This is a genomic window from Dyella sp. AD56 (assembly GCF_002878475.1).
In the GTDB taxonomy this organism is placed as follows: Bacteria; Pseudomonadota; Gammaproteobacteria; order Xanthomonadales; family Rhodanobacteraceae; genus Dyella.
Genome location: NZ_NRDP01000016.1, coordinates 48,291 through 73,827, shown reverse-complemented (window position 1 = coordinate 73,827; position 25,537 = coordinate 48,291). Strand labels below are relative to the sequence as shown.

At 64.5% G+C, this 25,537-nt stretch carries 19 protein-coding genes; 8 read left to right on the top strand and 11 right to left on the bottom strand.

What is annotated here, in order from left to right; genetic code table 11:
- Positions 1-22: 22 nt before the first annotated feature.
- The 3 genes from DyAD56_RS12255 to DyAD56_RS12245 are packed head-to-tail and all read right to left on the bottom strand — an operon-like array spanning position 23 to position 1,295.
- Entirely contained in the window at positions 23-403 is a 381-nt protein-coding gene (locus DyAD56_RS12255; protein WP_102303049.1) for a tautomerase family protein, read from the bottom strand.
- Between the two features lie 20 nt (positions 404-423).
- The gene (locus DyAD56_RS12250) at positions 424-969 is read right to left on the bottom strand and encodes a DUF4865 family protein (RefSeq protein ID WP_102303048.1); all 546 of its coding nucleotides are present in this window, start codon (positions 967-969) and stop codon (positions 424-426) included.
- Positions 966-1,295, bottom strand: a complete 330-nt coding sequence (locus DyAD56_RS12245; RefSeq protein ID WP_102303047.1) for a carboxymuconolactone decarboxylase family protein — start codon at positions 1,293-1,295, stop codon at positions 966-968. The genes DyAD56_RS12250 and DyAD56_RS12245 overlap by 4 nt, the downstream gene beginning before the upstream one ends.
- Positions 1,296-1,399: 104 nt before the next feature.
- Here DyAD56_RS12245 and DyAD56_RS12240 point away from each other — a divergent pair, with 104 nt between their 5' ends.
- The 3 genes from DyAD56_RS12240 to DyAD56_RS12230 all read left to right on the top strand — a co-directional run bounded on the left by DyAD56_RS12240 (position 1,400) and on the right by DyAD56_RS12230 (position 5,512).
- Positions 1,400-2,290, top strand: coding sequence for a LysR substrate-binding domain-containing protein (locus tag DyAD56_RS12240; RefSeq protein ID WP_102303046.1), 891 nt, complete (start codon positions 1,400-1,402; stop codon positions 2,288-2,290).
- Positions 2,291-2,381: 91 nt separating this feature from the next.
- Positions 2,382-4,229, top strand: coding sequence for a monovalent cation:proton antiporter-2 (CPA2) family protein (locus DyAD56_RS12235; RefSeq protein ID WP_102303045.1), 1,848 nt, complete (start codon positions 2,382-2,384; stop codon positions 4,227-4,229).
- Positions 4,230-4,414: 185 nt separating this feature from the next.
- Positions 4,415-5,512, top strand: a complete 1,098-nt coding sequence (locus DyAD56_RS12230) for a glycosyltransferase family 9 protein (RefSeq protein ID WP_102303044.1) — start codon at positions 4,415-4,417, stop codon at positions 5,510-5,512.
- Positions 5,513-5,524: 12 nt separating this feature from the next.
- Here DyAD56_RS12230 and DyAD56_RS12225 read toward each other — a convergent pair whose 3' ends face one another.
- Together DyAD56_RS12225 and DyAD56_RS12220 are read right to left on the bottom strand one after the other, a co-directional pair.
- On the bottom strand, positions 5,525-8,992 hold the full coding sequence (locus DyAD56_RS12225; protein ID WP_102303043.1) for an ankyrin repeat domain-containing protein: 3,468 nt from the start codon (positions 8,990-8,992) through the stop codon (positions 5,525-5,527).
- Between the two features lie 85 nt (positions 8,993-9,077).
- Positions 9,078-9,374, bottom strand: a complete 297-nt coding sequence (locus DyAD56_RS12220) for a YcgL domain-containing protein (protein WP_102303042.1) — start codon at positions 9,372-9,374, stop codon at positions 9,078-9,080.
- A 347-nt stretch (positions 9,375-9,721) separates the two neighbouring features.
- On the opposite strand from DyAD56_RS12220, the gene DyAD56_RS12215 reads away from it, so the two are divergent.
- A complete protein-coding gene (locus tag DyAD56_RS12215) occupies positions 9,722-11,161 on the top strand; it encodes an outer membrane protein transport protein (protein WP_102303041.1) in 1,440 nt (479 codons plus the stop codon).
- A gap of 124 nt (positions 11,162-11,285) precedes the next feature.
- Here DyAD56_RS12215 and DyAD56_RS12210 read toward each other — a convergent pair whose 3' ends face one another.
- From DyAD56_RS12210 to DyAD56_RS12195, 4 genes are read right to left on the bottom strand one after another with little or no spacing between them, the layout of a single operon-like run.
- A complete protein-coding gene (locus tag DyAD56_RS12210; protein WP_102303040.1) occupies positions 11,286-12,698 on the bottom strand; it encodes a coniferyl aldehyde dehydrogenase in 1,413 nt (470 codons plus the stop codon).
- A 2-nt stretch (positions 12,699-12,700) separates the two neighbouring features.
- The gene (locus DyAD56_RS12205) at positions 12,701-15,184 is read right to left on the bottom strand and encodes a TonB-dependent receptor (protein WP_102303039.1); all 2,484 of its coding nucleotides are present in this window, start codon (positions 15,182-15,184) and stop codon (positions 12,701-12,703) included.
- A 60-nt stretch (positions 15,185-15,244) separates the two neighbouring features.
- Positions 15,245-16,390: an SO2930 family diheme c-type cytochrome gene (locus DyAD56_RS12200; protein WP_102303038.1), complete on the bottom strand. Its 1,146-nt coding sequence runs from the start codon at positions 16,388-16,390 to the stop codon at positions 15,245-15,247.
- Positions 16,391-16,401: 11 nt separating this feature from the next.
- The gene (locus DyAD56_RS12195) at positions 16,402-17,640 is read right to left on the bottom strand and encodes a parallel beta-helix domain-containing protein (protein WP_102303037.1); all 1,239 of its coding nucleotides are present in this window, start codon (positions 17,638-17,640) and stop codon (positions 16,402-16,404) included.
- A 479-nt stretch (positions 17,641-18,119) separates the two neighbouring features.
- On the opposite strand from DyAD56_RS12195, the gene DyAD56_RS12190 reads away from it, so the two are divergent.
- From DyAD56_RS12190 to DyAD56_RS12180, 3 genes are all read left to right on the top strand, one after another.
- Entirely contained in the window at positions 18,120-19,148 is a 1,029-nt protein-coding gene (locus DyAD56_RS12190) for a glycosyltransferase family 9 protein (protein WP_146010493.1), read from the top strand.
- Between the two features lie 12 nt (positions 19,149-19,160).
- The gene (locus DyAD56_RS12185) at positions 19,161-20,924 is read left to right on the top strand and encodes a glycosyltransferase family 39 protein (RefSeq protein WP_233202396.1); all 1,764 of its coding nucleotides are present in this window, start codon (positions 19,161-19,163) and stop codon (positions 20,922-20,924) included.
- A gap of 75 nt (positions 20,925-20,999) precedes the next feature.
- Positions 21,000-22,670: a glycosyltransferase family 39 protein gene (locus DyAD56_RS12180; protein ID WP_233202395.1), complete on the top strand. Its 1,671-nt coding sequence runs from the start codon at positions 21,000-21,002 to the stop codon at positions 22,668-22,670.
- A gap of 4 nt (positions 22,671-22,674) precedes the next feature.
- Here the strand turns inward: DyAD56_RS12180 and DyAD56_RS12175 are convergent, their stop codons facing one another.
- Positions 22,675-23,748, bottom strand: a complete 1,074-nt coding sequence (locus tag DyAD56_RS12175) for an AraC family transcriptional regulator (protein ID WP_102303035.1) — start codon at positions 23,746-23,748, stop codon at positions 22,675-22,677.
- Between the two features lie 222 nt (positions 23,749-23,970).
- Between DyAD56_RS12175 and DyAD56_RS12170 the strand changes: the two genes are divergently transcribed.
- Entirely contained in the window at positions 23,971-24,684 is a 714-nt protein-coding gene (locus DyAD56_RS12170; RefSeq protein ID WP_233202403.1) for a phosphatase PAP2 family protein, read from the top strand.
- A 33-nt stretch (positions 24,685-24,717) separates the two neighbouring features.
- Here the strand turns inward: DyAD56_RS12170 and DyAD56_RS12165 are convergent, their stop codons facing one another.
- Complete coding sequence (locus DyAD56_RS12165; protein ID WP_102303033.1) at positions 24,718-25,491, bottom strand: TlpA disulfide reductase family protein; 774 nt, start codon at positions 25,489-25,491, stop codon at positions 24,718-24,720.
- Between the last annotated feature and the right edge of the window lie 46 nt (positions 25,492-25,537).

The window sequence follows — 25,537 nt, the reverse complement described above, 5'->3', positions numbered from 1 at the left end:
GGCAGGCGCGAGTTACATCATTTCAGGCGTACTGCGCGACACCATTGCCGAACGACCAGTTTTCTTTGCCGGTTTCCAGCAGATTGATGAACACGTCCTGGGGCCTCAGTCCTGGCTCTTTGCTGAGCAATTCAGCCGTGCGCTGGTAGAAGGCTTTTTTCTGTTCGATGGTGCGCGTGTTGTTGCAGGCGATCTGGATGATTACCAGGTCGTCAGTGCGTGGCACGTCCAGATAGTTCGGGTCGTAGTCGAACTCTTCCGTGTCATGCTGATGCACCAGGATGAAGCGGTCGTTCTGAGGCACGTTGAATGCCTCGACCATGGCGCGATAGACGCTGTTGCGGATGGCGGCGATGTGTTGCGCGCTTTTGCCGCGGCGAAGTGAGATGCGTACGAGGGGCATGGGGACTCTCCAGCGAAGGCTCAGGGTTGGGAGACGTGGCCGACCTCGTACCACTGGCCGGCGGATAAGGCGGGGCGCGGTTCGTCCCACAGGCGGAAGCTCACGCGCGTCCACGTAGTGGGTTCGAAGGCGCTGACGGCGCCGAGTGCGCCGCGCTCGATGTCGCGTTGAAGCTGTGCGCGATGTTCCTCGCGTAAGACGTCGAGCGCGCTGTGCGGCGCTATGGCATGTATCTCGCGTGACGCAAAGCGCGCATGCCGCGCTTCGGGTGACAGATAGGCGTCCCACACCGGCCACACGCGAATGGAGGGCCAGCCGAAGGCTTTCACCATATTGGCAAAGCCGTCACTGCCCAGGAAGCGCTGCATGGCGGCGCTGTCCTTCCATACGTAGAACGGCGCATACAGGTTTTCGCTGGACGACGGCCCGCGCTCCGCATACAGGTAGCTCTTCAAGAGCAGGCCGTCGAAGTGATCCAGCATGTGGCCTTTGTCGGCGATGCGCTGGCGGATGATGGCCATGTCGTAGTCGGCTGGCAGGGTGAAGCTGTACTGCATGGCGATCATGCGCGTGCCTCCTCATCCTTCAGTTCTCGCAGCCGTGCCACCGCCGATGCGGCGACGGGCCAGCCGGCATAGAAGGCCAGATGGGTCGTGAGCGCGACGAGTTCGTCATGGCGGATGCCGTTGTCGCGCGCACGCCGCAAGTGGAACGGCAACTGTTCGGTGCGACCCAGTGCGATCAGCGCGGCGACGGTGGCAAGGCTGCGGTCGCGCGACGCCAGCGAGGGATCGCTCCATACCTCGCCGAACAGCACGCGATCGGTGAGGTCGGCAAAAGCCGGCGAGACATCGCCAAAACTTCGCTGGCCGTAGTCGGGCTGGGTGTCCATGGAAAGCCTCCTCATGCTTGACGAGGACTAGCCTAAGGCGGAGAGTATTATCCCGAAAATCGGAAAATATTGGATTGATAGTCCATTAAAGCAGGACGATTGCCATGCGGCGCATCACCTTCGATCTCGACGTACTGCGTACCTTTGTCACCGGTGTGGAAGCGGGCAGCTTCGCCAAAGCGGCGGAGCGCCTGAATCGCTCTACCTCGGCAGTGAGCGCGCAGCTGAAGAAGCTGGAGGAGCAGGCCGGCATGCCGGTGCTGCGCAAGTCCGGCCGTGGCATGGCGTTGACCGAGGCCGGTGAAACCATGCTGGCTTACGCCCGCCGGCTGCTGGAGCTCAACGACGAGGCCGCCGCGGCGCTGCATGGGGCGGATCTCGAAGGTTGGGTACGGCTCGGCCTGCCGGAGGACTTCGGCGAAAGCCTGCTCACCGAGGTGCTGGGCCGCTTCGCGCGCTCGCATCCGCGCGTGCGGGTGGAGGTGCGTATCGCGCGCAACACCGAATTGCTCGATCGTGTCGGTTCCGGTCGCCTTGATCTGGCACTGGCCTGGGATGGTGGCGTGTCGACGCCGCATGAGGAACATATGGGCAGCATGCCGCTGCGCTGGATCGGTGGTGCGGACGGCGCACCCGCATGGCCTCGCGATGACGACGAACCACTCCCGCTGGTGATGCTCGAGGCGCCGTGCATCATGCGCACCGCCGCAACCACCGCCTTGGACCGGGCCAATATTCCCTGGCGTATTGCCTTCACCAGCGCCAGCCTCGCGGGAACCTGGGCCGCAGTGGCCGCAGGACTTGGTGTGTCGTTGCGAACATCCTACGGATTGCCACCAAGCGTGCGCGCGCTGTTGCCGCGTGAGACCGCGTTGCCGCCGTTGGGCGAACTGGGACTGCGCCTGCATCGTGCGGATGCCGAGTCGTCACCGGCGGTGGACCGTCTCGCGGCGATCCTCACTCAGCAATGGCAGGAACTGCCTCTGGCAGCCTGATTCGCGACATGCATCGCTGATATCGCTGATCGGGGGCGGTTTACACAGTAGCGCCGTGGAATAATGCGAATCCCCCGAATGGAGCGTGCGAGTGGATAGCCACCATTTCCTGGAAACGGCGCTGGTTTTCCTGGTGGCCACGGTCATCGCGGTGCCGTTGACCAAGCGCTTCCGGTTGGGCTCCGTGCTCGGCTATCTGCTGGCGGGCATCGTGATCGGCCCGCAGGAGCTGGGGCTGATATCCGATACCTCGGGTGTGGCGACGATCTCTGAGTTCGGCGTGGTGCTGATGCTGTTCGTGATCGGCCTGGAGTTGTCGCCGCAACGCCTGTGGGTCATGCGTCGGCAAGTATTCGGCACGGGCCTCTTGCAGGTGCTGGCGACTAGCCTGGTTATTGGTGCGGCCGCCTACTACCTGTTCGGCTTCACGGTGAACGCAGCAGCGATCGTCGGCGGCAGCCTGGCGTTGTCATCGACGGCGTTCGGTTTGCAGATCCTCGCCGAGCGCAAAGAGGCTGGCACGGCCTATGGACGCCAGGCCTTCGCCATCCTGCTGTTCCAGGATCTCGCCGCCATTCCGTTGATCGCCGCGGTGCCCTTGCTGGCGAGTGCATCGAGCAAGCATGGCTTCGATCCGTACGCGGTACTGCGCACCGCCGCGGGCATTGTGGCGGTGATGGTCGGCGGCCGCTATCTGTTGCGCCCGGTGTTCCGTTTCGTGGCCAGAGCGGACAGCGTGGAAGTGTCCACGGCGACCGCACTGCTGGTGGTGATGGGCACGGCGTGGCTGATGGAGCAAGTCGGCGTGTCCGCGACGCTGGGTGCGTTTCTCGCTGGCGTGCTGCTGGCGGACTCGGAGTACCGGCACGAGCTGGAATCGCACCTCGAGCCGTTCAAGGGTCTGCTGCTCGGTCTGTTCTTCATCAGCGTGGGCATGTCGATGGACCTGACCCTGCTGATCGAGCGGCCGGGGCTGATTGCTTTGCTGGTGGTGGGGCTATTGCTGCTCAAGGGCGCCTTGTTGTGGCCATTGGGTCGCATCGTTGGCGGGTTGGGCAATCGCGATGCAATGCGCCTCGCCGTGCTGCTTGCCTGTGGTGGCGAATTCGCGTTCGTGGTGCTCAAGCTTGCGCGTGAGCAGAGCCTCATTACCGACAGGCAGCATGGCCTTCAGGTGCTTGCCATCACCTTGTCGATGGCGCTCACGCCGTTGATGGTGGCGGGGCTTGGGCGCGTGCTGAAGAAGTCCGAGACCAAGAAGCAAAAGCGCGAGTTCGACACCATCGTGACCGATTCGCCGCGCGTGATCATCGCCGGCTACGGCCGTATGGGGCAGATCGTGGCGCGCATGCTGCGCGCGCAGGGCATCCCATTCGTGGCGCTCGATCATTCGGTGGAGCAGATCGATCTGGTGCAGCGCTTCGGCAAGTGGAGCGAGCTTTTTTATGGCGACCCAGCACGTCCGGAACTGCTGCGTGCGGCACAGGCGGACAAGGCCGATGTGTTTGTGCTGGCCGTGGATGATCCGGAAGCCAGCCTGCGTACGGCACGTGTGGTGCGGCGCATGTACCCCGGTCTGAAGATCATTGCCCGCGCACGCAATCGCCAGCACGTGTGGCGTCTGATGGATCTCGGTGTGGAAATGCCGGTGCGCGAGACGCTGTACTCCAGCCTCAAGATGACACGCCAGACGCTGGAAGCGCTGGGCATATCACCGGAAACGGCGGCCGATCAGGTCGAGCGCTTCCGCCGCCAGGACGCCGAACTGCTCAAGCGCCAATACCTGGTTTACGACGACGATGCGCGCATCGTGCAGACCACCCGCGATGCGCTGACCGACCTGGAGCAGTTGTTCCAGGCCGACGCCTCACCCGAGGCCAAGCGCGAGCGTGAAGAGCCCACGGACGCGAAGCCCAACGACGAAGACGTAACGCGCTGAGTTCTTGCGGGTACCGGCGAGCGCGATTTCCTGCGCCCCGGAACGGCATAGGCGGCGTGGCAACTTACGTTCATCCGCAACTCATTTCGCCGCGAATGAGGAAAGATGGCGCCGCCAGAGGGTCGTGCCGCCGGGGGGCGGGCCACCTGACGGATCGGGTTTTCCCGACGTCTATTCGACTTTGCATGAGCCAGCGCGCGGCACGCCATCCCGTCGTTATCCGTTTTGGACGATTGGGCGACACCATCTTGTTGCAACCGCTGTTGCACAAGCTCAGGCATCGCTATGGCGGTGCCTGCCGCCTGGTGTCGCTGGGCGACTGTTCGCGCGTGCTGTACGAGGGCAACGAGGACGTTGCCGAAGTGCGCCATTTCGATAGCCAGTACGGCGCCCTGTGGCTCAATCCGCAGCGCCTGCGTACGGCGCTGTCGCTGCGCGAGCTACGTGAGTCGCCGTTCTACATTTGCGAACCTGATGTGCGCACGCGCACCAAGGTGCGCCCCATGCTGGCGCTGGCGGGCATTCCGGCCGAGCACTGCGTGTTTATCGAAGACACGCCGCTGTACGAGGCCGAGCACTGGGTGGATTGGTTGATGCGTTTCGCCGACGAAACGCCGCTGGCGTTCCGCGATGCGCTCTGTCCGGACCGCGCATGGCCTTGCGCGCCGCACCTGGAGCCGACCGCTGCGGAGTTGGACGAGGCAGGGCAATGGCTCGCCCATCACGATATGTATGGGCGCCCGCTGGTGCTGCTGCAGCCGTCGAACAAGCGCACCATGCGCTGGAATGGCGTGCGCAAGCGCGAGGACGACGACAAGTCTTGGCCGGTGGAGCGTTGGGCCGCGCTTTGCACGGCGATCCTCGACCATATGCCTGAGGCGCGCGTGGTGTTGTGCGGCTCGGCGGCGGAGGCGGCCTATCTCGCCACCATCGGCAAGGCGGCGGGACACGCCAACGTCATCACGCCGCGCGAGGGCCTGCCCTTGGGCCAGTTGCGCGCGCTGCTGCATATTGCCCACAGCATGGTGTCGGTCGACACGGGGCCGGCGCATTTGGCGGCCGCCGTGGGTTGTCCGTTGGTCGTGCTGTTCGGCAATCGCTGGCCGTCGATGTGGACGCCGCGTAGCGCTACCGGCAGCGCAGTGCATGCCATCGGTGGCCTGCCGGACGTGCCGCGTATCGATCACATCGGGCTGGATGAAGTGGCGCAGGCGTGGCGCCAGTTGCCGCCCCGTCCCGCTCCCATGGCTCGTCGCCCACCGCAGCAAGCGCTGCGGGCTTAGAGCCCTGGGACGTTAGTCCGAGGGCTGAGCGGGCTGTCGCAACATCTGCCGTACGCTGGGAATGCTTCCCGTGCTTCGCGCGGCCAGTTCGTGGGCGATGTCGATATAGCCGATCGCGCGTGCCACATCTGCGGCGGTGCGTCCGAAGGCATCTTCGGCTTGGCGATCCGCGCCGCGTGCCAGCAACACGCGAGCCGGTGCGAGCAGCGCGTGCATCGCGCACGCATGCAATGCGGTGACGCCGCGCTGGTCGGCGTGTTCGAGCACTGCGCCGGCATCCAGCAGCACCGGCACCAGCGCACCGATGTGGGTGGGGTCGCATTCACTACCCGGGCGCAGGTGCGCACCCAGCAGGAGCAGCAGCGGTGTCTTGCCTTCCTTGTCGGCGAGGCTGACGTTGGCGTCGCGCTTGAGCAGGGCATCGAACAGGCGTCGTGCACGCAGGCTGTCGTTGTGATCGAAGCCGTACTGCGCGGCGGCATGCAGCGCACCGTGTCCGCGCGCATCGACCGCATTCACGTCGGCACCGCCGTCGAGCAGTTGCTCGGCGATTTCGGGATAACCCATGGCGGCGGCGATCATCAGTGCGGTGGCGTCGCCGGGCAGGCGCTGGTCGATGGCGGCGTTGTTCTGCAGCAACAGGGCGACGAGCGATTCGCGGCGTGCGCTCACGGCGGCGGCCAGCGGCGTCATGCCATTGGTGGCGGCGAGCGCGGCATCGGCGCCCTTGTCCAGCAACAGCGCAGCGACCTCGCGCTGGCCCGCACCGCAGGCATGCAGCAGTGCGGTGGCGCCCTGGCGATCCTGCGTGTCGACGGCAAAGCCGAGCTCCAGCATGCGTTCCACCGCGGCGAGCGCGCCGGTTTTGGCGGCAGACGGCAAGTCTTCGGCGCGCAGCGGACGTGAGGGCCGTGCCCAGTCGCCCCAGTTCAGCCAGCGCTCGACGGCTTCATGCTCCAGCGAGAGGCCGAGCGGCGTCTCGCCATTGACGTCAATAGCTTCCGGGTCAGCGCCATGCGCAACCAATGAACGCACCAGCGGCAGTGCGCGTTCGCCATGTTCCAGGGCAGCGAACAACGGCGTGCGGCCGCTGATGTCGCGCGTGTTCGGGTCGCAGCCGCGAGTCAGCAGCGCTTGCAGCAGCGTTGCGTGACCGTACGTGGCGGCCAGGTGTACCGGCGTGCGCTCGCGTGCATCGGCGCCGAACGGGTCGGCACCACGATCGAGCATCACCAGCGGCAGCGCCGCACCTTGTGCGCTGTCTTCCAGCTTCAGCAAGGCCTGCGCCAGAAGACCGGTGCCGGCTGGCGTTGCGCCGGCGTGTAGCAGGTCATCGACGGCTTCGGTGGCGGCCGGCAGTAGCTGCAGCAGAGCGTCGAACAGGCGGCGACCCAGCGGCGGCAGGGATGGCTCCACGCCTTCTACGGTTTCGGCGTCGTCGACCAACTGGGGCTGCAGTCGCGCTTCGGGATCGAGCGCGTGGTCCAGCAGCCAGCGGCGTCCGGCGCTCTGTCCCGGTCCGGCCAGATCCAGGTATAGCTGGGCCAGATGCGATTGCGGCCAGTCGCGCACACGATGGGTAAAGGTGGACACCACAGCCCAGTGGCCGAAGCGCAGCGCATCGAGCAGATGGGCGGGTGTGTCCGCGCCTTCAGGCATGGCATCCATGCTGAGGCTGGCGGGCAGCGGGGTTTCCGGATCGAGCAGCGCGACCAGATCCCAACGACCAGCGGCGGCAGCGTAGTCGAGCGCGCTGCGGCCATTGCTGCCGGGGGTCTTGGGCTCTGCACCGAGCGAGAGCAGGGCGCGCACCACTTCCGCGTGGGCCTGCGGCGACTGGCAGGCCAGGGTGAGCGCATCGCGGCCATGGCTGTCGCGCGCACGGGCATCCGGTTGTGCTTCGGCCAGCAGCTTCACGATGCCGACGGCACCGGCGCGAGCGGCTTCCATCAGTGCTGTGCTGCCGTGGCGATCGGTGAGATTCACGTCTGCACCGGCCGCACGCAGCGCGCGGGCAATCTGTTCATGGCCTTCGGCCGCGGCGGCCATCAGCGCGCTACGGTGACGTGCATCCACGGCGTTGATAGCGGCGCGATGCTTGAGCAACAACTTCACGCCTTCCACGTCGTCGTCCGGCACGCCGGCGGCGGCGACCAGGGCGGGTTCGCCGTCGGCAGGCGTGGGTTTGGCGCTGCGCTCAAGCAGGAATTTCGCCACCGACCAGTTGGCCGCGCGGCAGGCAACGGCCAATGGGCTCAGGCCAGTCTTGTTGAGCGCGTTGATCGATGCACCTGCATCCAGCAGCATCGCCGCCACGATGGGTTCACCACTGAGCACCGCGCCGTGCAGCGGGGTATTGCCCTCGGCATCGGTGGCGAGGGCGCTGGCGCCGTTAGCCAACAGGGTCATCACCGCTTCGGCGCGGCCGTGCCAGCTGTCGCGGGTGGCGGCGAGTAGCGGCGAGAGACCACCGCTGGCGCGATTCACGTCCGCGCCCTTGGCGATCAGCGCGCGTAGCAGGCGCGTGTCGGGCAGCAGGGCAGCGAGCATCAGCACCGGACGCTGGTCGCGGTCACCTTGCACAGGCGAGGTGTTCGGATCGGCGCCGGCTTCTACCAGCGCGAGCGCGCGCTCGATGTCGCCATCGCGCGTGGCGGCCAGCAGGGCGTGTGCTTGCTCAGGCGTGCCGGCGGTGCGCTCCTGTTCGCTGAGCTGGGGTGCCGGCTTGGGTGCGGGGGCCGCTGCGGGCGCATCGACCAGGCCGCCAGCGGGCTGCCGCAGTGGGCGGCGGCTCTCACACAACAGTGCACGCAGTGTGCGGTTAGCGATGATCAGACAGCCCAGTGGCATCAGTACCACGCCGTAGAGCACCAAGGCCGCCGTGCGCAGTTCGGAAGGCAGCACGCCATAGAGGCCAGTCAGTGCAATGGCGACGAAGGCCAGCACCAGCAGCGACAGCGCGGCGGGCAGAAAGTGAGTGAAGAAGCGCTCTTCGCGCGACAGGTGGCGTCCGAACGCGAGGCTGCGTGCGGTGGCGGTGAAGATCCACGAGCCATCACTCTGCGCCGGATAGGCGTCATCCCACACGTAAACCAGGCCGAAGGCCGGCCATACGCGCCACAACGCGCCCAGCGCGATCACCAGCGCACCAGCCAGCAGCAGCGCCGCGCTTAGGCTGGGCGACTGGTTGAGCTTGAGCATCGGCCACGCCACCAGCAGGAACACCAGCACCACGTAACTGGTGAACATCACCAGATGGGCGGCGCCTCGGCGTAGCACGGTGCGGCCAAAACGCGGTTCCGGATCAAAGCCGATCGCATGGCACACCGCCGCCATGGTCAGCGCATTGGCGGCCAGCAGCGGTATCAGCGCGAGCGGATGGGCGCCCAGCGCCGCGATGGCGGTGACGACCAGTCCGGGAATGAACCAGGCAAGGGCTTGTAGAAACGGAGGCGAGCGACGCGTTTTTGAATAGGCCATGGGCGCGGAGTATAGGAATCGTGACAGTGCCAGACGGTAATCCCGTGTTAACGGCGCCAGATGCGATCAACTTCAGTGATCGTGTTCAGTGATCGCGCTGCGGATCGTGCGGCGCACTCTTGTAAGCGAGATGGTTGGCCGTCGCCAGCGCTTCGTTGGGTGGTAGCTGCAGATGCCAGCCCTGCTCCTGGATGTGCTGGAGCACTTCCCTGGCATCCTGCTGAGGCAGCTTGCGCTCGCCGGACAGTTCAACCTCAAGCACAAAGCGCAGGTCGCCGAGCATCAGGGACAGCGACTCGGGGATGCATTCGAAGTCGTCGCGGCGACCAAGCCATAAATAGGTATCGGGCTTGCGCTGGCTGGCGTAGACAAAACAGTGCATGGCGGCACCCGTCGGCAATAGATGAAGAGGGGCGCACCCGCAGGCGCGGTCTGTAAGCCTAACAGCCCCGTCTAGCCACGTCCCCTCCTTTCACTGTTACATCCAGTTTCCACCATACGTTTGCGTTTGCGAGACAGGGGATGGCGGCATCTTCGTTAATCGCCCACGAACGGTGGATATGAAGCGCCAATTCGTCGGGAACTTTGCTGCGACCGCACTTGCAAGCCCTGCGATGAGCCGGCAAAGTTCCGGCCAGGGGTCTCAAACGCGCGTATGAAAATCAGGCGACGACGTCAAGCCCCCGCTACTACCCGAAGCCAGATCAACGATAAGCAGGAGCATTGCTGATGCAGATGTCATTCCGTCAACTTTCACGTGCGGGCCGTCCGCTTACGCTCGCTGCGCTGAGCCTGGCGATCCTTGGGTCGCTTGCTGCGCCGCAGCGCGCCCACGCCAGTGCGTTCCAGCTGCACGAAGACAGCGCGGCCGCCATGGGCCGTGCCTACGCCGGTTCCGCTACCGCGGGTGGCGACGCCTCGGTCGTGGCCAACAACCCGGCTGCGATGAGCGACCTGAAGGGCACCTACTTCCAGGCCGACGTTACCGCCATCAACTTTGGCACCTCTTTCAGCGGCACCGCGCACGACGCGCTGGGTCGCCCGATCAACGGCAACGGTGGCGGCGATGCCGGCACCACCATGCCGGTCCCGGCCTTCTTCTTCGCCACCCAGCTTGGCGACAAGTGGCACGTGGGTGCGGCCTTTACGGTGCCGTTCGGCTTCCAGACCGAGTACGACAACAACTGGATCGGCCGCTACAACGCCATCAAGTCCAAGTTCGAATCGCTCGACGGCACCCTGTCGGTGTCCTATGACGTGAGCGACAACTTCGCCATCGGCGTGAGCGGCATCGCGCAGAAGACCTCGGCAGAGCTGACCTCGGCCATCAACTACAACGCCGTTGGCCTGGGCCTGGTGAATCAGGCAGTGCAGGGCGGCGCGATTCCGCCGGCCACCGGTGCTGCGCTTGCTCAGCAGGTCAACACCATCGTGCCGCCGGGTTCGGACGGCATCGCCCGCATCAAGGGTGACGACTGGGCCTACGGCTACCAGATCGGCATGCTGTGGAAGATCACGCCGAACGACAAGTTCGCGCTCGACTACCGCTCCAAGATCTCGCATCGCCTGGAAGGCACCGCCAATTTCACCGTGCCCTCCAACGTGCAGGCACTGCTGAGCAACCCGACCGTGGCAGCTCTGCTGGCCGGTGCGGGCGGCACGCCGTTCACCCACACCGAAGGCACCGCGCCGTTCACCACGCCGGCCGTGGCGACCGCCAGCTATTGGCACCAGGAAGAGAAGTTCGGCCTGGGCGCCGACGTGGCCTGGACCAAGTGGGATTCCTTCAAGGACCTCAACGTGTACTACGCCAACCCGGCGCAGCCCACCACGTCTGAAGCGTTCAACTGGAAGAACAGCTGGTACATCGCGATCGGTGGCGAGTACTACGCCAACGACAAGCTGACCCTGCGCGCCGGTCTCGCCCTCGACACCACGCCGACCCAGACGTCCACTCGCGATCCGCGCGTGCCCGATGGTACCCGTCAGCTCGTGTCCTTCGGCGCCGGCTACAAGATCAACGAGAAGTTCGTGATCAACGCGTCGTATGCGCATATCTTCGTCAACAGCGCGCGTATCAATGCCGCCAGCTCCACCGGCGACGTGATCACTGGCAGCTCGGACGACTACGGCAACCTGCTCAGCCTGTCGGCTCAGTACAAGTTCTAATCGCGGACTCTCGCGAAACGAACCGATACAAAAAAACCTCCCCGCGTGAGCGGGGAGGTTTTTTTATGGGTTAGCCCTGTGATGCGATGACAGCGTTCTTTGCACGGAGCGCGTCGGGCCGTGCTTAGCCCACGCGCATCAGCAGCTTCAGCATCCGCTTGAACTGCGCACCATACGGTGGATTGAGCATGCCGGTGCCATTGAGCCGCGCTTGGCGGAACACGGGCTTCATGTGCGAGAACGTGCGAAAGCCCGCTTCGCCATGATAACCGCCGATACCCGAGGGGCCGACGCCGCCGAAGGGTAGGCCGTGTTGGGCGATGTGATACAGCGTGTCGTTCACGGTGACACCACCGGCGTGCGTGCGCGCAAGCACATGGTCGATGGTCGAGCGGCTTTCCTCGAACAGATACAGCGCAAGCGGTTGCGGATGAGCAGCGACGTAGCTGACCGCATCATCCACCGAGTCGTACGGCATCACGGGCAGTAACGGGCCGAAGATCTCGTCCTGCATGACGGCCATGGTGTCGTTCACCTCGGTCAACATGACCGGCGCGAACAAGCGCTTGGCAGAGATGTCGTGGGCATCACTCATCGGTTCGATGCGCGCGCCGGCCTTGACGGCACCGTCGCGCAAGGTGCTGAGCCGCTCGTACTGCCGATCGGAAACGATGGAGGCGTATTGCTGTTGCAGCCCGAGGTTGGGATAGAGCTTGCCGACCGTTTTACGCACGGCGGCCACGAAATCGCCCATGCGTTCGCGCGGCACCAGCACGTAGTCGGGGGCGATGCAGGTCTGTCCTGCGTTCACCAGCTTGCCGAACACAATGCGTTCCACCGCATGCTCAAAGCGTGCGCCGGGGCCGATGATGGCTGGCGACTTGCCGCCCAATTCGAGCGTCACCGGAGTGAGGTTGCTGGCTGCCGCGCGCATCACGTGATGGCCGACGGCGGTGGAACCGGTGAACAGCAGATGGTCAAACGGAAGCGCGGAGAAGGCCTGGGCGACATCGGCGTCACCCGTGACCACGACCACTTCATCCGCCCCGAAATAGCGAGCAACCTGCTCGGCGAAGAGCGCCGAGAAGCGTGGCGTGTACTCGCTCATCTTCAGCATCACGCGGTTACCCGCGGTGAGTGCGTCGATCAACGGGCCCACGGCAAGGAAGATCGGGTAGTTCCACGGCACGATGATGCCTACGATGCCGCGTGGTTGCGGCATCAACGTGGTGCGCGCCGGCAGGAACACCAGGTTGGCGAGCTTGCCCCGCGCGCGCATCCAGCGCCGGCCGTTCTTCAGCGAATGACGGAGATTGGAGAGGCTGGGGTAGAGCTCCAGCAGCTCGGTCTCTTCCTTCGGCCGGTGGCCGAAGTCATCGTTGATGGCTTGCGCGAACGCATCCCGCTGCTCGTTGAGCATTCGCTCCAGCGTGCGCAGGCGCGTTGCGCGGACGTCCCACGGCGGCATGGGGTCGCGCGCCTGGGCTTCACGCAGGCGCAGGAGGATCGAGTGCAACGAGGGCTGGGGTTTTTCCATGGTCAGAACTTCGCGCGTAGTTCCAGGCCCCACATGCGGGGCGGAGTGATGGTGGCGAACGGCGTGCCGAACACGGATGCACTGATGTTGTTCACGCCGGTCACGTAACGCTTGTTGAAGACATTGGTGCCGTACAACGCCACGCCCCAGCGGTCACCCGGCGCGTGCCAATCAATGCGGGCATCCGTGCGCTGTTCGCTGCTGCCGATCTTGAAGTTCGGGCTCACGTTGCACTGGCCCTGAAACTGCGAGTCGGCATTGCAGCGCGTCGCACCACGATAGGCCTGTGACAGGTCGAATTCCAGGTCGCCATTGGCAATGCCGTGCACAGTGTAGGACAGCGAGAGCGCGCCGGAGAAGTATGGAGCACCCGTCGGTTGGCCGGTGAGATCCGTGCCATCCGGCGCGACGGCCTTGCGATAGGTGGAGTCGATGTAGGCACCCATGAAATTGGCGCGGAAGCCGTCGATGGGTTGCCACTGCGCTTCAAGCTCCAGGCCCTTCGCCTCTTGGTCGCTGCTGTTCACCACGTAGATCGGCAGGCCGGTAGCGGGGCTGTTCGGGTCCAGCGCCAGCGACTGCATGTTGTTGTAGCGGTAGTAGTACACCGAGGCGTTGAGCAGCAGGTTCTGGTCCGGGAACAGGCTCTTGATGCCGCCCTCGTAGTTGATCACCTTCTCCGGCTGGAACGTCGAGCCTACCTGCACGCTGTTGTAGCCGCCGGCCTTGTAGCCCTTGGTAATGGAGAAGTAGCCCATCACGTCCGGCGTGAACTTGTAGCTGGCGACCACGCGTGGGCTCCAGTTGTTCCAGGTGTTGCTGGCGTAGACGGGCATGCCGACCGCGCTGGTGAAGATCACATTGTTGCTGAAAGCGGCCAACGCAGCCTGCGCTTGCGGCGGCAGCATCTGCACGATGCCCAGCCCTTCCAGGCCGGCGATGGTGGCGTCGAGCTGCGGCGCGCTACGCGGCATGTTGTACCAGCTGAATTCCTTCTCATCGCGCGTGTAGCGCAAGCCGGTGGTGACGTCGAACTTGTCGCTGACGTGCCAGATCACGTCGCCGAACGCGGCGTACGCCTTGAAGTTGCCGTCGTTGCTGATGGATTCCTTCCACGGGTCGCCCAGTAGCGTGAACGGCAAGCCGAACGAGGCCAGTGCGTTGCTGATGTCGGTGAGCGGCGTGCCCACGCCCAGCACGTTCTGCGCGAGTGTGTCGAGGCTGTTGGTGTTGATATCGGTTTCGCTGGTCTGGCGTGCCTGTTCCTGGTAGTAGCTCGCGCCAGCGACCCAGTCCATCAGGTCGTTGTTGCCCGACAGCTTGAACTCCTGATACCAGCTGTTGTTGTGCTCGATGTTGGCGGTGGCGAGATAGGTGACGACATGATTGGTGCCGTCATAGTCACCCTTGTTGTAGGTGTCGAAGCCGCGCCACGCCGTGGTGGAGACGAAATCACCCCAGCTGAAGGAGTGGTCGATCTGCAGTGTCCCGCCGTCGAAGCGACGTGACTCGCGCGCGCCGATGGTGTCGTTGTAGAGAGGCGCGTGCAGCGGGTTGAGATAGGTGCTGGGATCGGGCGGGAACGGCGCGCGTTCGTTGGTGTCGTTGGAAAGCGGTATCAGGCCGATCGCGGGTGCGGGCGGCTGGTCGAGCTTCTCATGGTCCCACGACAGCAGTACGCGCGTGTTGTCGGTGACGTTCCAGCGGAACACCGCGCGCGTGCCCCACTCGTTGTCCTCGCCATAGCGCTTACCGGTGGCGGCGTCCTTGATCCAGCCGTCGCTCTGGTTGTCCAGCACGCTCAGGCGCAGCGCCATGTCCTTGTTGATGGGTATGTTCACCAACGCATCGGCGTACTTGCGGCCATTGTTGCCGAAGCGCACACGTGCGCTGCCCTCGAACTTGTCGGTGGGCTCGTTGGTGACGATGGAGATCGCGCCCGCCGCTGCATTGCGGCCGAACAACGTGCCCTGTGGCCCCTTCAATACTTCGATACGCGCGATGTCGTTGAAGGCGAGCAGCGAGCCACCGGAGCGCGCGGCATATACGCCGTTGATGTAGATGCCGACGGCCGACTCGGTGCCGATGCCGAAGTTGCTGGTCGAGATGCCGCGTAGCTCATAGGTGGGCTGCGTCGGCTGGCTGGCATCGATCACCAGGCCGGGTACGAAGATGTCCATCTTGCTGAGATCCGTCGCCGCCAGCGTGTCGATCTGCTTGGCGGTGACGATCTGCACCGGAATCGGCACCGACTGCACTTCCTGCGTACGGCTCTGCGCGGTCACGGTGACGTTGCCGAGCAGCTTGGCCTTCTCGGGGTCTGCGGCGGTGCTACCGCCCTGCTGCGAACTGCTGGTGCCTTGCTGTGGCGCAGGCGAGGCATCGTCACTGGCCCAGCCGTCGGCGGGCAGTGCACCGAGCACTAGAGTGCTGCCGAGCAGCAGGCGATGCAGGCAGGCGGACAACGGACGCGGACGGGTATTCATCAGCAGTTTCTCCCCTCGAATGAAAAGGCCGCGGCCCGAGGGCCGCGGCGTGCTGCTCCATTAATGAATCGCGACGCAGCCCCCCGACTGCGCCGCAATCCATGCCTTGATCAGTGCCACGCCTTCGCGGTGCACCGTGCTTCGGCCCAGTTCCGGCATCATCGTGCCCGGGTCGGTCGAGCCCATCCGGAACGGCAGGATGGAATCGTCCGGCAAGCCGGGCACGATATCGAACAAGTGATCGCCCGTACCGCGTCCCGCGGCGACCGGCGGCTTGCAGATGCCGAGATGGCGGTCCTCGAGCACGCTCACGTCCAAGGTCAGGCCAGTGGTGTTAGCTGCGCCCTTGGGGTTGTGGCAGTGCCCGCAGTTGATGTCGAGATAAGCGCGTGCGCGTGCATCGAGCGAGGCGTGTTCGTCCGCCCAGTTCGCATTGCGCGGCGCGTCGGCTGGTGCCGGCGCGCCGGTGAGGTAACCCACTTTCATCAGGTGAGCCAGTTCGTTTTCGTCACCCGTCGCGTAGCGATAGTCGCGGTTGAGGTGGCGTGCCTTCGGTCCGATTGGGTGGATCTTGCGCGTGACCCAGTCTTGCGCATGGCAGCTTGAGCACTGGCTTTCGTCGGGCACCACGTAGTTGAAGTCTTCGCGAGCCGCCTTGTCGTCCACCAGGGTCAGTGGAATCACTGCGCCGGTGCGTGCAAGCAGGGCGTCGCTCTGGTCGTCCTTCCATACATAGGGAATCGCCGCCCAGCCTGCTTCGCGACGCACCAGGATGCGCGTCTCGATCAAGTGCACATGGGCCAGGTCGAGTCCTTCCCCGGCGAAATCCTTTGACGCGTCATACGTGCGAGCCACATCGCTGAACTTGCCGTCCGCCGTGCGCGGGTAATAGAAGGTCTTGCTGATGACGGTGCCGACGGGGAAATCGAAGGTGTCGGTCGGGTCATACTTGGCCGACACGCCCGAGGGCATCCAGATCGTGCGCAACTTGTGCGCGTAATCGGTGAACAGCGGCGTGTTGAGATCGTAGGGCACCACGCCCTGATTGAGCACGAGCTTGCCATCGCGTACTTCCACGACATGCCAGTCGCTGAGCCTCGGCGGGCGACCATCCGCTTGGAAGGCCACCGGGTCCAGCCCCCGGTGGCAGGCAGCCACGAGCATCAATGCCAGCGCCAGGCCGGCACGCACGAACCACTTCGTCATCGTTGACTACCTCAGGCCTTCGGTTCCGGATCAAGAACGACCGGCGGCAGCTTGGGTAGCGTGCACTGGTAGGGCTTGGTGTCGGTGCTGGGATTCTTGTAGTCGTGCGGGCCGTCGGCGTTGATCACGCCGATGTCGCCGTTCTGGATGCAGAAGCGATCCGACGCGGGCGGCATGCCGTCGACGAGAGTCTTCTCGTCCACATAGCCGTCCCAAAGGATGTCGGGGAACTTGCCGTTGATGCCGAACACCGCTGTCTTGAGCGTCTTCAGCTTGAGGCCGTCCGGCGAATCGCCGCCGCCCTTGAAGCGGTTGTCGTAGATGAAGATGCCCTTGGGGTACGGGTTGTAGTCGGCCGCGACACCCTTGGTGTTGTAGTAGTTGGTGGAGAAGTAGCTGGAGATGATGACGTTCGTCGTCTGGTTGTCGGCGATGTCGTTATCGAAGATCTCCACCTTGTCGTTGGAGTTCACCACCACACCCGCACCGCGCGGCACGCTGGCCACGGCCGCGCCCTTGGCGGCGAAGTTATCGGTGTTGTTGGCGTACACCTTGTTCTTGAACACGCGCGTGCTGTGGCCCGCCTGCGAGAGGTTGGGCATGTTGAACACCAGGATGCCGCCGGTATTGTTGGTGGCGATGTTGTCGTACACGTCGGCGTTCACCGAGTTCTCGATCTCGATGCCGGCTACGTTGTATTCGGCTCGGTTGCGGCGCACCACGATGGTGTTGGACTGGCCGACGTAGATACCGGCGTCGGAGGCGCCGATTACGACGGAATCTTCCACCAGCACGTTCTGCGTCTTCACCGGATACAGGCCGTAGGCGCCGTTGGTGGTCTTGGGGCCACCCGTCCACTCCACGCGTACGCCGCGGATGGTGATGTTCTTGCCCTGGTTGATCTTGAGCGCGTCGCCCTTGGTGTCTTCCAGCGCGAGGTTCTCAATGGTGAAGTCGTTCGCATTCACCAGCAGGCCTTCGGGGCCGACCACCTGACCCTTGAACGACAGCACGGTTTTGTCCATGCCGGCGCCCTTGATGGTGACGCCATCGGTACGCAGGCTCAGGCCACGCGTGAGGTGATAGTGGCCGGCAGGAATATCGATGACGCTGCCAGGCTTGGCGTCCAGCAACTGTTCCTGCAGCTTGGACTCGAACGAGGCGTCGGTGCTGCTCTGTGCCGCCTGTTCTTCGTGATGGCAGGCCGACAGGGCCAACGGCAGGGCGAGAAACAATAGGATCTTGCGCATGGTCGCTTTCCTCCCCAGGAGCGGCTGGCTGCGTGACGTGACACTGTCCCGGAAACTGCAGTGCACAAGGGAGGGCAGAACGGACGGCTAAGGGGGGCAAAGCGGCCAGTGTGACGATCGTTTAAATAACGTGACAGGTACTGAGTGCACGGAATCGGGGATATATCCGTTGATGGAACAAATCGCGTGTAGTCTGCGAAACCTAGTCGCAAGAAAACCTAAACGTAAAAACCGTGTAATTGCTGCGCATAAGTTTCACGAAAGTGAGTGGCGCAGATACTAAGCCTTGTATCAGGGAAGATTTCAGGTCGGGTGTGTCACCCGGCGTAGCACCGGACGCGTTGACCTCGTTCCATGTTTTTCCATCTTGGTGTTGCGTGAATATATCCAGCGTCAGTGCTGCACAAACGTCCCTGTCGCGCAGGGGTATTTACCGGATCCTGGTGTGTCGGCCGAACCATCGGCTCGGCAACACCATCTTGTTGACGCCGCTCATCCAGGAATTGGAACGGCTGTATGTCGGCGCGGAAATAGACATCCTTTCGGAAGGCGGCCTCGCAGAAGAGGTGTTCTCCACCTTCTTCAGCGTCAAGAACGTCTACTGCTTGCCCAAGCGCGGGTTTAAGCATCCGTTCGCGTTTCTGGCGATGTTGTTCGGCATCCGCAAGACGCAGTACGACCTGATCATCGATCCTTGCCTGGGCTCAGGCTTCAGCCGTGCGATGACACGCTACCTGCGCGGTCGCTACACGCTCGGTTTTAGCGATGACGCGAAGGGTTCGGGCCTGTCGCATCCCGTGCCGACTGCCGTGGCCGGCGACCATATGGCCCAGCGCCCCATCAACCTGCTGCGTTGGGCGCGGGCGCATTACTCGGGCGTGGTGGACGACACCAGTCACTATCCCTCGCTCGATATCCGGCTGACGGACGACGAGCGTGCGCTTGGCCGTTCGGTGGTGAACCAGTTGCTGCACGAAGCGCAGCAGGACGCCTCCCGTCCGGTCATCGGCATCTTCGCCAATGCCACGGGTGCCAAGCGCTACTCCGAATCCTGGTGGGCCGAATTCATCACGGCGTTCAAGGAGATGAACCCGCAGGCGAACTTGCTCGAGCTGATTCCGATGCATGGGCACTCCATGCTTGGGGAGGCCTGGACGGGCTATTACTCCTCCGACATCCGTCGCATGGGCGCGGTGATGGCCAACATGGACCTGATGATCACTGCAGACTGCGGCGTGATGCACCTTGCCGTGGCGTCCAAAGTGCCCACCGTCGGCATGTTCTGCGTGACCGATGCCTCGGTGTACGCGCCTTACGGCATGGGTAGCTGCCCTCTGCTGACGCACGGTATGTCCGCCCGTGAGGCGGCAGTGCAGGTGGTACGTGCTTTTCCGACGCTGCTGAAGGAAGGCGGCGTTTCTGGCGGTGCAACTGCCAGTCTTTCGTTGAACTGGGACGACGTGGGCGGGCATCAAGGTAATCTAGGCCACCTTAGCCTGTCCCATTGATGGGGTTTTACCGTGGATGATGCTGCGCGACGCTCCGGGTCGGTGACCCGGTGGCGTGACGAATTGCACGAGCCGATGGAGCGGTGGTTTCTGATGCTCGCGGCGTTGGTATTGCTGGCGGCGGGCATCGGTATGCGTACCCCCACGCCCTCCGACGAGCCGCGCTTCGCGCTGGTCGCCCATCAGATGGCGGCATCCGGCAACTGGCTGATTCCCCATCGCGGTGCGGATTGGTACTCGGATAAGCCACCCCTGTTCATGGCGGCGCAGGCCGCATCGCATGCACTGACGGGGGATTGGCGCATCGCCTTCCTGTTGCCGTCGCTGCTGGCCTCGCTGGGCACCTTGTGGCTGATCTACGACCTCGGGCGGCGGCTATGGGGGCATCGGGCCGGGCTGTGGGCGGCGCTGGCGCTGCTGTGCACCGTGCAGTTCGTCTTCCAGGCGAAACGCGGCCAGATCGACCCCACCGTCACGTTCTTTGTCACTGCGGCGAACGTCGGCATCCTGCGGCATGCGCTGTTAGGGCCGGATCGCCGTGCGCTGTGGCTTGGCTGTTTCGCAGCAGGGTTGGGCGTCATCACCAAGGGCGTGGGCGTGCTGGCCTTCCTGATGGTGGTGCCGTGGTGGTTCGCACGGAAATACCGCTGGCAAGGGTTGGCTCCCGCCGACGGCGGTATCGCGGTATGGCTCGGTGGTGCGCTGGCCTTCGTCGCCGCGCTGGCGCTTTGGCTGGTGCCACTGGCGATCTACGTGCATACGCATGACAGCGCCGCCGCGCGTGCCTACGTCAACGACATCTTCGTGAACCAGACGGTGCACCGTTACGTGCATCCGTGGAACAGCTTCCAGCCACCGTGGTTCTATATCGAAGTGATCTTCACCTCGTGGTTGCCCCTGAGTCTTGCCTTGCCGGGACTATTGCCAGCATGGCGACAGGCGCTGCGCGAGCGCGACGCTCGCGTGCTGCTGCCGCTGGCTTGGGCGGTGCTGGTGATCGTCTTTTTCAGTCTCACGCGCGCCAAGCGTGATGTGTACATCATGCCGGCGCTGCCGCTGCTCGCACTTTGCGCGGGGCCGTGGCTGAGCAGCATTCTGGAAAAGCGCTGGGCGCAATGGCTGGCCATCGGCTTTGTGCTCCTGCTGGCGTTGCCGCTGGTGGTGCTGGGCGCGCAGGCGCTGGTGCATCCCTCGGCGTGGATGCAGCGCTTCGCTGCGGGGCGTCAGCTCGGGGCGAATGCATCGTCGTTGTGGCTTGCGTTCCTGGTGATGGGTGTGTGGATGCTGGCGTGCGCGGCGTTGTTCCGGCTGCGTCGTGCCGGCATCGCCGTGCTGGCCGGCATGGCGGGCGTCTGGATGGTCTGGGGGCTGTGGGTCGCGCCGCTGTTGGCGCGCGCCAGTTCGCAGGAGCCGCTGGTGCGACGCGTGGAGCAGGTGGTCGGGCCGAACGCGAAGCTGGCGTTGGTGGCATGGAAAGAAGAACTGCCACTGGCCTTCCATCGCAAGGTGGCCGATTTCGGCTTCGTCACGCCGTGGCATGAGCAGTTGGCAGATTCGATCCGCTGGCAGGAGCAGTCGCCTTCCGACCGCTGGGTGCTTGTCCTATCGGACATCATGGCGCCTTGTGTCGACCCGGCGAAGACGCTGGACATGGGTGTGACCAGCGGCCGCGACTGGCGGCTATACCGGCTGGATGCGGTCGCGCCGGCTTGTCGCGGCGGCGTGGTGCCTGCGGGCGATGTGGATGATTGGGGCGGCATCGACCGGGGCCGCTGACCATCGCCGTCATCCAGCGGCTCGCTTTTCCGTTCTCCGTAACCAGTGCACCTTGCGTCCTTTCGAGTTTCCAGTGTGACGACATCGACCTCCAGCTCTGTTTCGCCATCCACGCCGCTCCGTCGCCTGCAGGCTTCGGTGATGGCTATGCCGTGGCTATGGTGCTGGCTGGTGGCCGCGCTTATCGCCATCTTTCAGCACGGCCCGATGCCGATGTATTCCACACGCACGTTGTCGGTGGCGTGGGAAATGTGGCTGCGGCAGAGCTTCCTGGTGCCTTACCTCAACGGTTTGCCGTACAGCGACAAGCCGCCGTTGCTGCTGTGGCTGATCCATCTCGGCTGGGCCGTTGGTGGTGTGGGCGATGTATGGCCGCGCCTATTGGAAGTTTTGCTCGGCGCGGTGCAACTGGTGCTGGTGCATCGGTTGGCGCAGCGTCTGTTTCCCGATCGCCCCATCGTGGCGCGCACCGCACCGTGGATACTCGCGGCTTATAGTTTTGGTTTCCTGTTCGGCCTGCAGGTGATGTACGAGGTGCTGCTCGCCGACTGCGTGCTGGCGGCGCTGTTGTGCCTGGTACCGACGGAAAAGCGGGAGTCTCCACGCTTCGGTTGGTTCGCACTTGCCGTGGGCCTGGGCTTGCTCAGCAAGGGCCCGGTGATGCTGCTCCACGTGGCACTCCCGTGGCTGCTGGGGCCGTGGTGGAACCGTTGGGCGAAACAGGAGCGTCGTCGCTGGTATATCGGTGGCGCAGTTGCGCTCGTGGCTGGCCTGCTGCTGCTGTTGGTCTGGGTTCTTCTAGCCACCACCACCGGCGGCGAAACCTATCGGCAGAAGCTGGTCGTCCATCAGACCGCGGGTCGCGTGGTAGATGCGTTCGCGCACCGCGAGCCGTTCTGGTGGTATCTGACGGTGCTGCCGGTTCTGCTGTTTCCCTTTGTACTCTGGCCGCGCGTGTGGGTTGCGCTGGCATCGTTGCGCCGTCCGCTGGAAGTCGGTCTGCGATTCCTCGCGGCATGGCTGGTGCCGGTGTTCATTGGCTTCTCGCTGGTCAGCGGCAAGCAGCCTTATTACTTACTGCCGGAGTTCGGCGGATTCGCCTTGCTCATGGCGGCGTCTCTCGCCTTGCTGCAAGAGCGACGCCCCGTCGCATCACGCTGGCTTGGCCCGTGGCCGCTGGCGCTGGCGTGCGCGGTGGCGGGCGTGGCGTTGCTTTCCATGGAGTCACTGGTGCGCAGTGGGCACATCAGCGATCACCTGTTGATAGGTCTGACCCGGTACAGCATGCCGTTCGGCATCGCTTTCCTGCTGCTTTCCGTACCTCTGCTCGTGCTTCGCAAGGGCGAGTTGTATCGCGTCGCCATCGTCGGCCTCATCGCCGTCGTCACCGCGAATGGCCTGTTCACGCTCACGTTGTGGCCTGCCTACGACTTCACCCCAGTGGCGCGCATGCTGGCCCACGCGGAAGCGGGTGGCCGCCCGGTTGCCAACCTGGAATCGAACGACGGCCAGTACACCTTCCTGGGACGCCTTACCGAGCCGGTGACGCAGCTTCACAGCGTCAACGAAGTGAGGCAGTGGGCGCAGGCGCATCCGCAGGGGCTGGTGATCACCTATCCGCGCAGGCTATCCGCCGCGGCCCGCGCCAATGCCGTCTACATCCAGCCGTTCCGCGGCATCTGGCTCGCGGTGTGGCCGGTGTCTGCTTTCGTCGATGCGCAATCGCGCGGGCAGCTGGACGAATAGGCTCTTAGGCGGCGCGCTGTCGCGCACTGCGCGGCGGCATGCCGGTCCAGCGCTTGAACGCGCGACGGAATTCGCGTGGGTCGCTGAAGCCGATCTCCAGACCGATCTCGGCCACGCTGAGGGTGCCGCCGTGGAGTAGTTCCAGTGCACGCTCGGCGCGCACGCGGTCGTGGATCTCGCGGAACACACGACCGCCTTCGGCGAGTCGGCGGCGCAGCGAGCGTTCGCTCATATTGAGCATGCGCGCCACGTCAGGCAGGCGTGGTTGATTGCGCAGATGGCTGCGTAGCAGGCGTTCCACGGAGGCGACAACTTCCTGCTGGGGCCCATCGACATCGTGTTGTTGCGTGCACAGGGACAACGCCTGCTGCGCGGTCAGCGGGTTGTGCGTGGGCAGCGGGTGTTCCAGCCACCGCGCGTCAACCACGATGCGGTTGTGGCGTGCGCCGAACACCAGTTCGCACTGGAAGAACTCGGCATAGTCTTTCGCGCAAGCGGGTCGTGCGTAGGTCAGCTCCAGGCGCATCGGTTGAAAGCCGGGGCCGGCCAGTTCCCGTGCAATGGCCAGCGAGCTGGCGAACAGCTCTTCACACAGGAAAGGTAATAGCGGTGCATCGTTGAAGCGCGGCCATACGGCCAGCGCCACCTCGCGCGGGCTCAGCACTTCAAAACTCACGTCGACCAGGCTGCCACTCACGCGATGATGGGCAATGCCCACCTGCATGGCGTCGCCGAAGGTGGCGGAGGTCATCATGGCAAGGCCCAGCAGGCCAAAGCTGCCAAGTGTCTCCCCGCGCCCCACGGCCAAGCCCAGGCCCGGTTCCCCGGTGGCCTGTAGTGCCCGCCGGATCACCGAATGCGCTTGCCGATAGGAAATGCGCAGGGTCGGGTCGTTGAGCTGCTCACGCGTCAATCCTGAGCCGGCGAACCAGCCGTCGCAGCGCAACCCGCGTGACAGCGCCAGCTGGGTCAGGTGCACCAGAATGTTCGGCGGCGTTTCGGCCACGGTATAACGCGCGTCAGCGCCCGGCGGCGCAACGGCGTCATCAATGGCATGGCTGACGGCAACAGACGTCATGACTCAGCTCCCACCCCCTGAGCACGCCGGGCGACCCGGCGACACCCCTTGATCTATATCATGGTGTCAGGCCCATCGCCTTGCGCAATGCACAAGGCCGGGGCGCCGTTGTCCCTCGGGAGAGCGCTGACGAGTACCATCCTGGCCCATTTTCGCCGTGCCGCCTGGCTTGGCCTGTTATCCCTGGCTGCCTGCGCCCCTGTGCACGCGCCGGCATTGAATGTGCCCTCGGACGATGCAAGATCCGCCGTCGCCTCGTTGCGGACGGCCGAATTGCTACCGGCCGCGCCCACGGCGGGTACGGCCCGTTACCAGGCCGACCGTCAGGTGTTTCTCGCCACACGCAAGCTACAGGGCACGCCGCGCTGGACCCTGGCCCAGCAGGATGTGGACTACGCCACGCCCAAGCTTATGGGCGATTTCAGCTGTGCCATGGGTGTGTCGCTGGACGCCGCGAAGCTGCCGAAGCTGGCGGCCCTGGTGGATGCCACCAGCAGCGCGGCGGATGCCTCCACCGCGCCTGCGAAGAAGGCCAACCAGCGGCAGCGTCCCTTCCTGATCGACGAGGGCGCGACCTGTCAGTCCACCGCGCAGCTCGCCAAGAGCTTCGACTATCCCTCCGGCCACGCCACGCGCGGCTGGGCGGTAGGCCTGGTGCTGTCGGAGCTCGCACCCGATCGGGCCAGCGATCTGCTACTGCGTTCCCGCGCCTTCGCCGACAGTCGCGTGGTGTGTGGCGTGCACAACCTCAGCGCGATCGAAGCAGGGGCGATGAATGGCGCGTCGGTGGTGGCGGTGCTGCATGCGTCGGAAGCGTTCCAGACGCAGCTGGCGGCGGCACGCGTGGAGTTGGCGGACTATCGCAAGACAGCGCCGTCGAATGCAGGAGCACAGTGCAGCGCGGAGCATGCATTGATCGAAGCCACACCTTACTGACCACCAAGCATCGGCCATTGCTTCAGTTGATCGTCAAGGGTGCGGCTTGTCACTCTCGGGGTGTGCTCCTGCGGAAGAGGCGGCCGTCGCTTTCTTCCACTGCTGCACCCAGCCGGTCAGATCGGCGAGCTGCTTGTCCTGGCCATCGCGCATCGTCATACCGACTGCCGCGCCGGCTACATGGCCAGACGGATCGATCAGCACGAGTGTGGGATAGACGCTCACGCCAAGCGTATCGATCAGGGCCTGACCATTAAGCAGCACCGGCCAACGCAGGCCACGATCATTGACGAACTGCCGGGCGGTATCCGCGTCCTGGTAGGTGATCGCGACAAAGCCCATGTCGCCGTTCGCCTTGGCGAAGGCATTGAGCACGGGTACTTCGGCAATGCATGGCCCACATTCGGCGAAAAAGAAACTCACCAGCGTGTAGCGGCCGCGCAGATCACTGGCGTGTTGCGTGCCGCCTTGCAACGCAGGTAGTTCGAACGGCGGAAACGCGCTGCCACGCCCGAAGGAGAAGCGCCCCGTGCCGGTAGTGGTGCCGGGTGGGCGCAGGCGCAGCATAGCGGTGTTCGCCTTGCTGTCGCTGGTGCTGCTGTAGTCGCGGCCCGCCCCGAGCTGCTGCGCAAACGCGGCGTAACTGACCGGTTTGCCGTTGGTGTCGAGGTAATGGACGTCGGGCGCAGGGCCCAATTGCAGTGTGGCGACGAAACGTTGTTCGTCATCCTGTGCGGGCGTGGCGTGGAGCGATGAGGCGAGCAGTGTCATCGCCAGCATCGATGCGAGTCGTGCCGCGTACCGCATGCGGATCTCCCGTCGAAAGAAAGAGGCCGGCGAAGATACGCCGGCC

What these genes read in the sequence shown, in the direction of transcription:
- DyAD56_RS12255 (WP_102303049.1), bottom strand. Translation starts at nt 403, where the DNA reads ATGCCCCTCGTACGCATCTCACTTCGCCGCGGCAAAAGCGCGCAACAC.
- DyAD56_RS12250 (WP_102303048.1), bottom strand. Translation starts at nt 969, where the DNA reads ATGATCGCCATGCAGTACAGCTTCACCCTGCCAGCCGACTACGACATG.
- DyAD56_RS12245 (WP_102303047.1), bottom strand. Translation starts at nt 1,295, where the DNA reads ATGGACACCCAGCCCGACTACGGCCAGCGAAGTTTTGGCGATGTCTCG.
- DyAD56_RS12240 (WP_102303046.1), top strand. Translation starts at nt 1,400, where the DNA reads ATGCGGCGCATCACCTTCGATCTCGACGTACTGCGTACCTTTGTCACC.
- DyAD56_RS12230 (WP_102303044.1), top strand. Translation starts at nt 4,415, where the DNA reads ATGAGCCAGCGCGCGGCACGCCATCCCGTCGTTATCCGTTTTGGACGA.
- DyAD56_RS12225 (WP_102303043.1), bottom strand. Translation starts at nt 8,992, where the DNA reads ATGGCCTATTCAAAAACGCGTCGCTCGCCTCCGTTTCTACAAGCCCTT.
- DyAD56_RS12220 (WP_102303042.1), bottom strand. Translation starts at nt 9,374, where the DNA reads ATGCACTGTTTTGTCTACGCCAGCCAGCGCAAGCCCGATACCTATTTA.
- DyAD56_RS12215 (WP_102303041.1), top strand. Translation starts at nt 9,722, where the DNA reads ATGCAGATGTCATTCCGTCAACTTTCACGTGCGGGCCGTCCGCTTACG.
- DyAD56_RS12210 (WP_102303040.1), bottom strand. Translation starts at nt 12,698, where the DNA reads ATGGAAAAACCCCAGCCCTCGTTGCACTCGATCCTCCTGCGCCTGCGT.
- DyAD56_RS12205 (WP_102303039.1), bottom strand. Translation starts at nt 15,184, where the DNA reads ATGAATACCCGTCCGCGTCCGTTGTCCGCCTGCCTGCATCGCCTGCTG.
- DyAD56_RS12200 (WP_102303038.1), bottom strand. Translation starts at nt 16,390, where the DNA reads ATGACGAAGTGGTTCGTGCGTGCCGGCCTGGCGCTGGCATTGATGCTC.
- DyAD56_RS12195 (WP_102303037.1), bottom strand. Translation starts at nt 17,640, where the DNA reads ATGCGCAAGATCCTATTGTTTCTCGCCCTGCCGTTGGCCCTGTCGGCC.
- DyAD56_RS12175 (WP_102303035.1), bottom strand. Translation starts at nt 23,748, where the DNA reads ATGACGTCTGTTGCCGTCAGCCATGCCATTGATGACGCCGTTGCGCCG.
- DyAD56_RS12165 (WP_102303033.1), bottom strand. Translation starts at nt 25,491, where the DNA reads ATGCGGTACGCGGCACGACTCGCATCGATGCTGGCGATGACACTGCTC.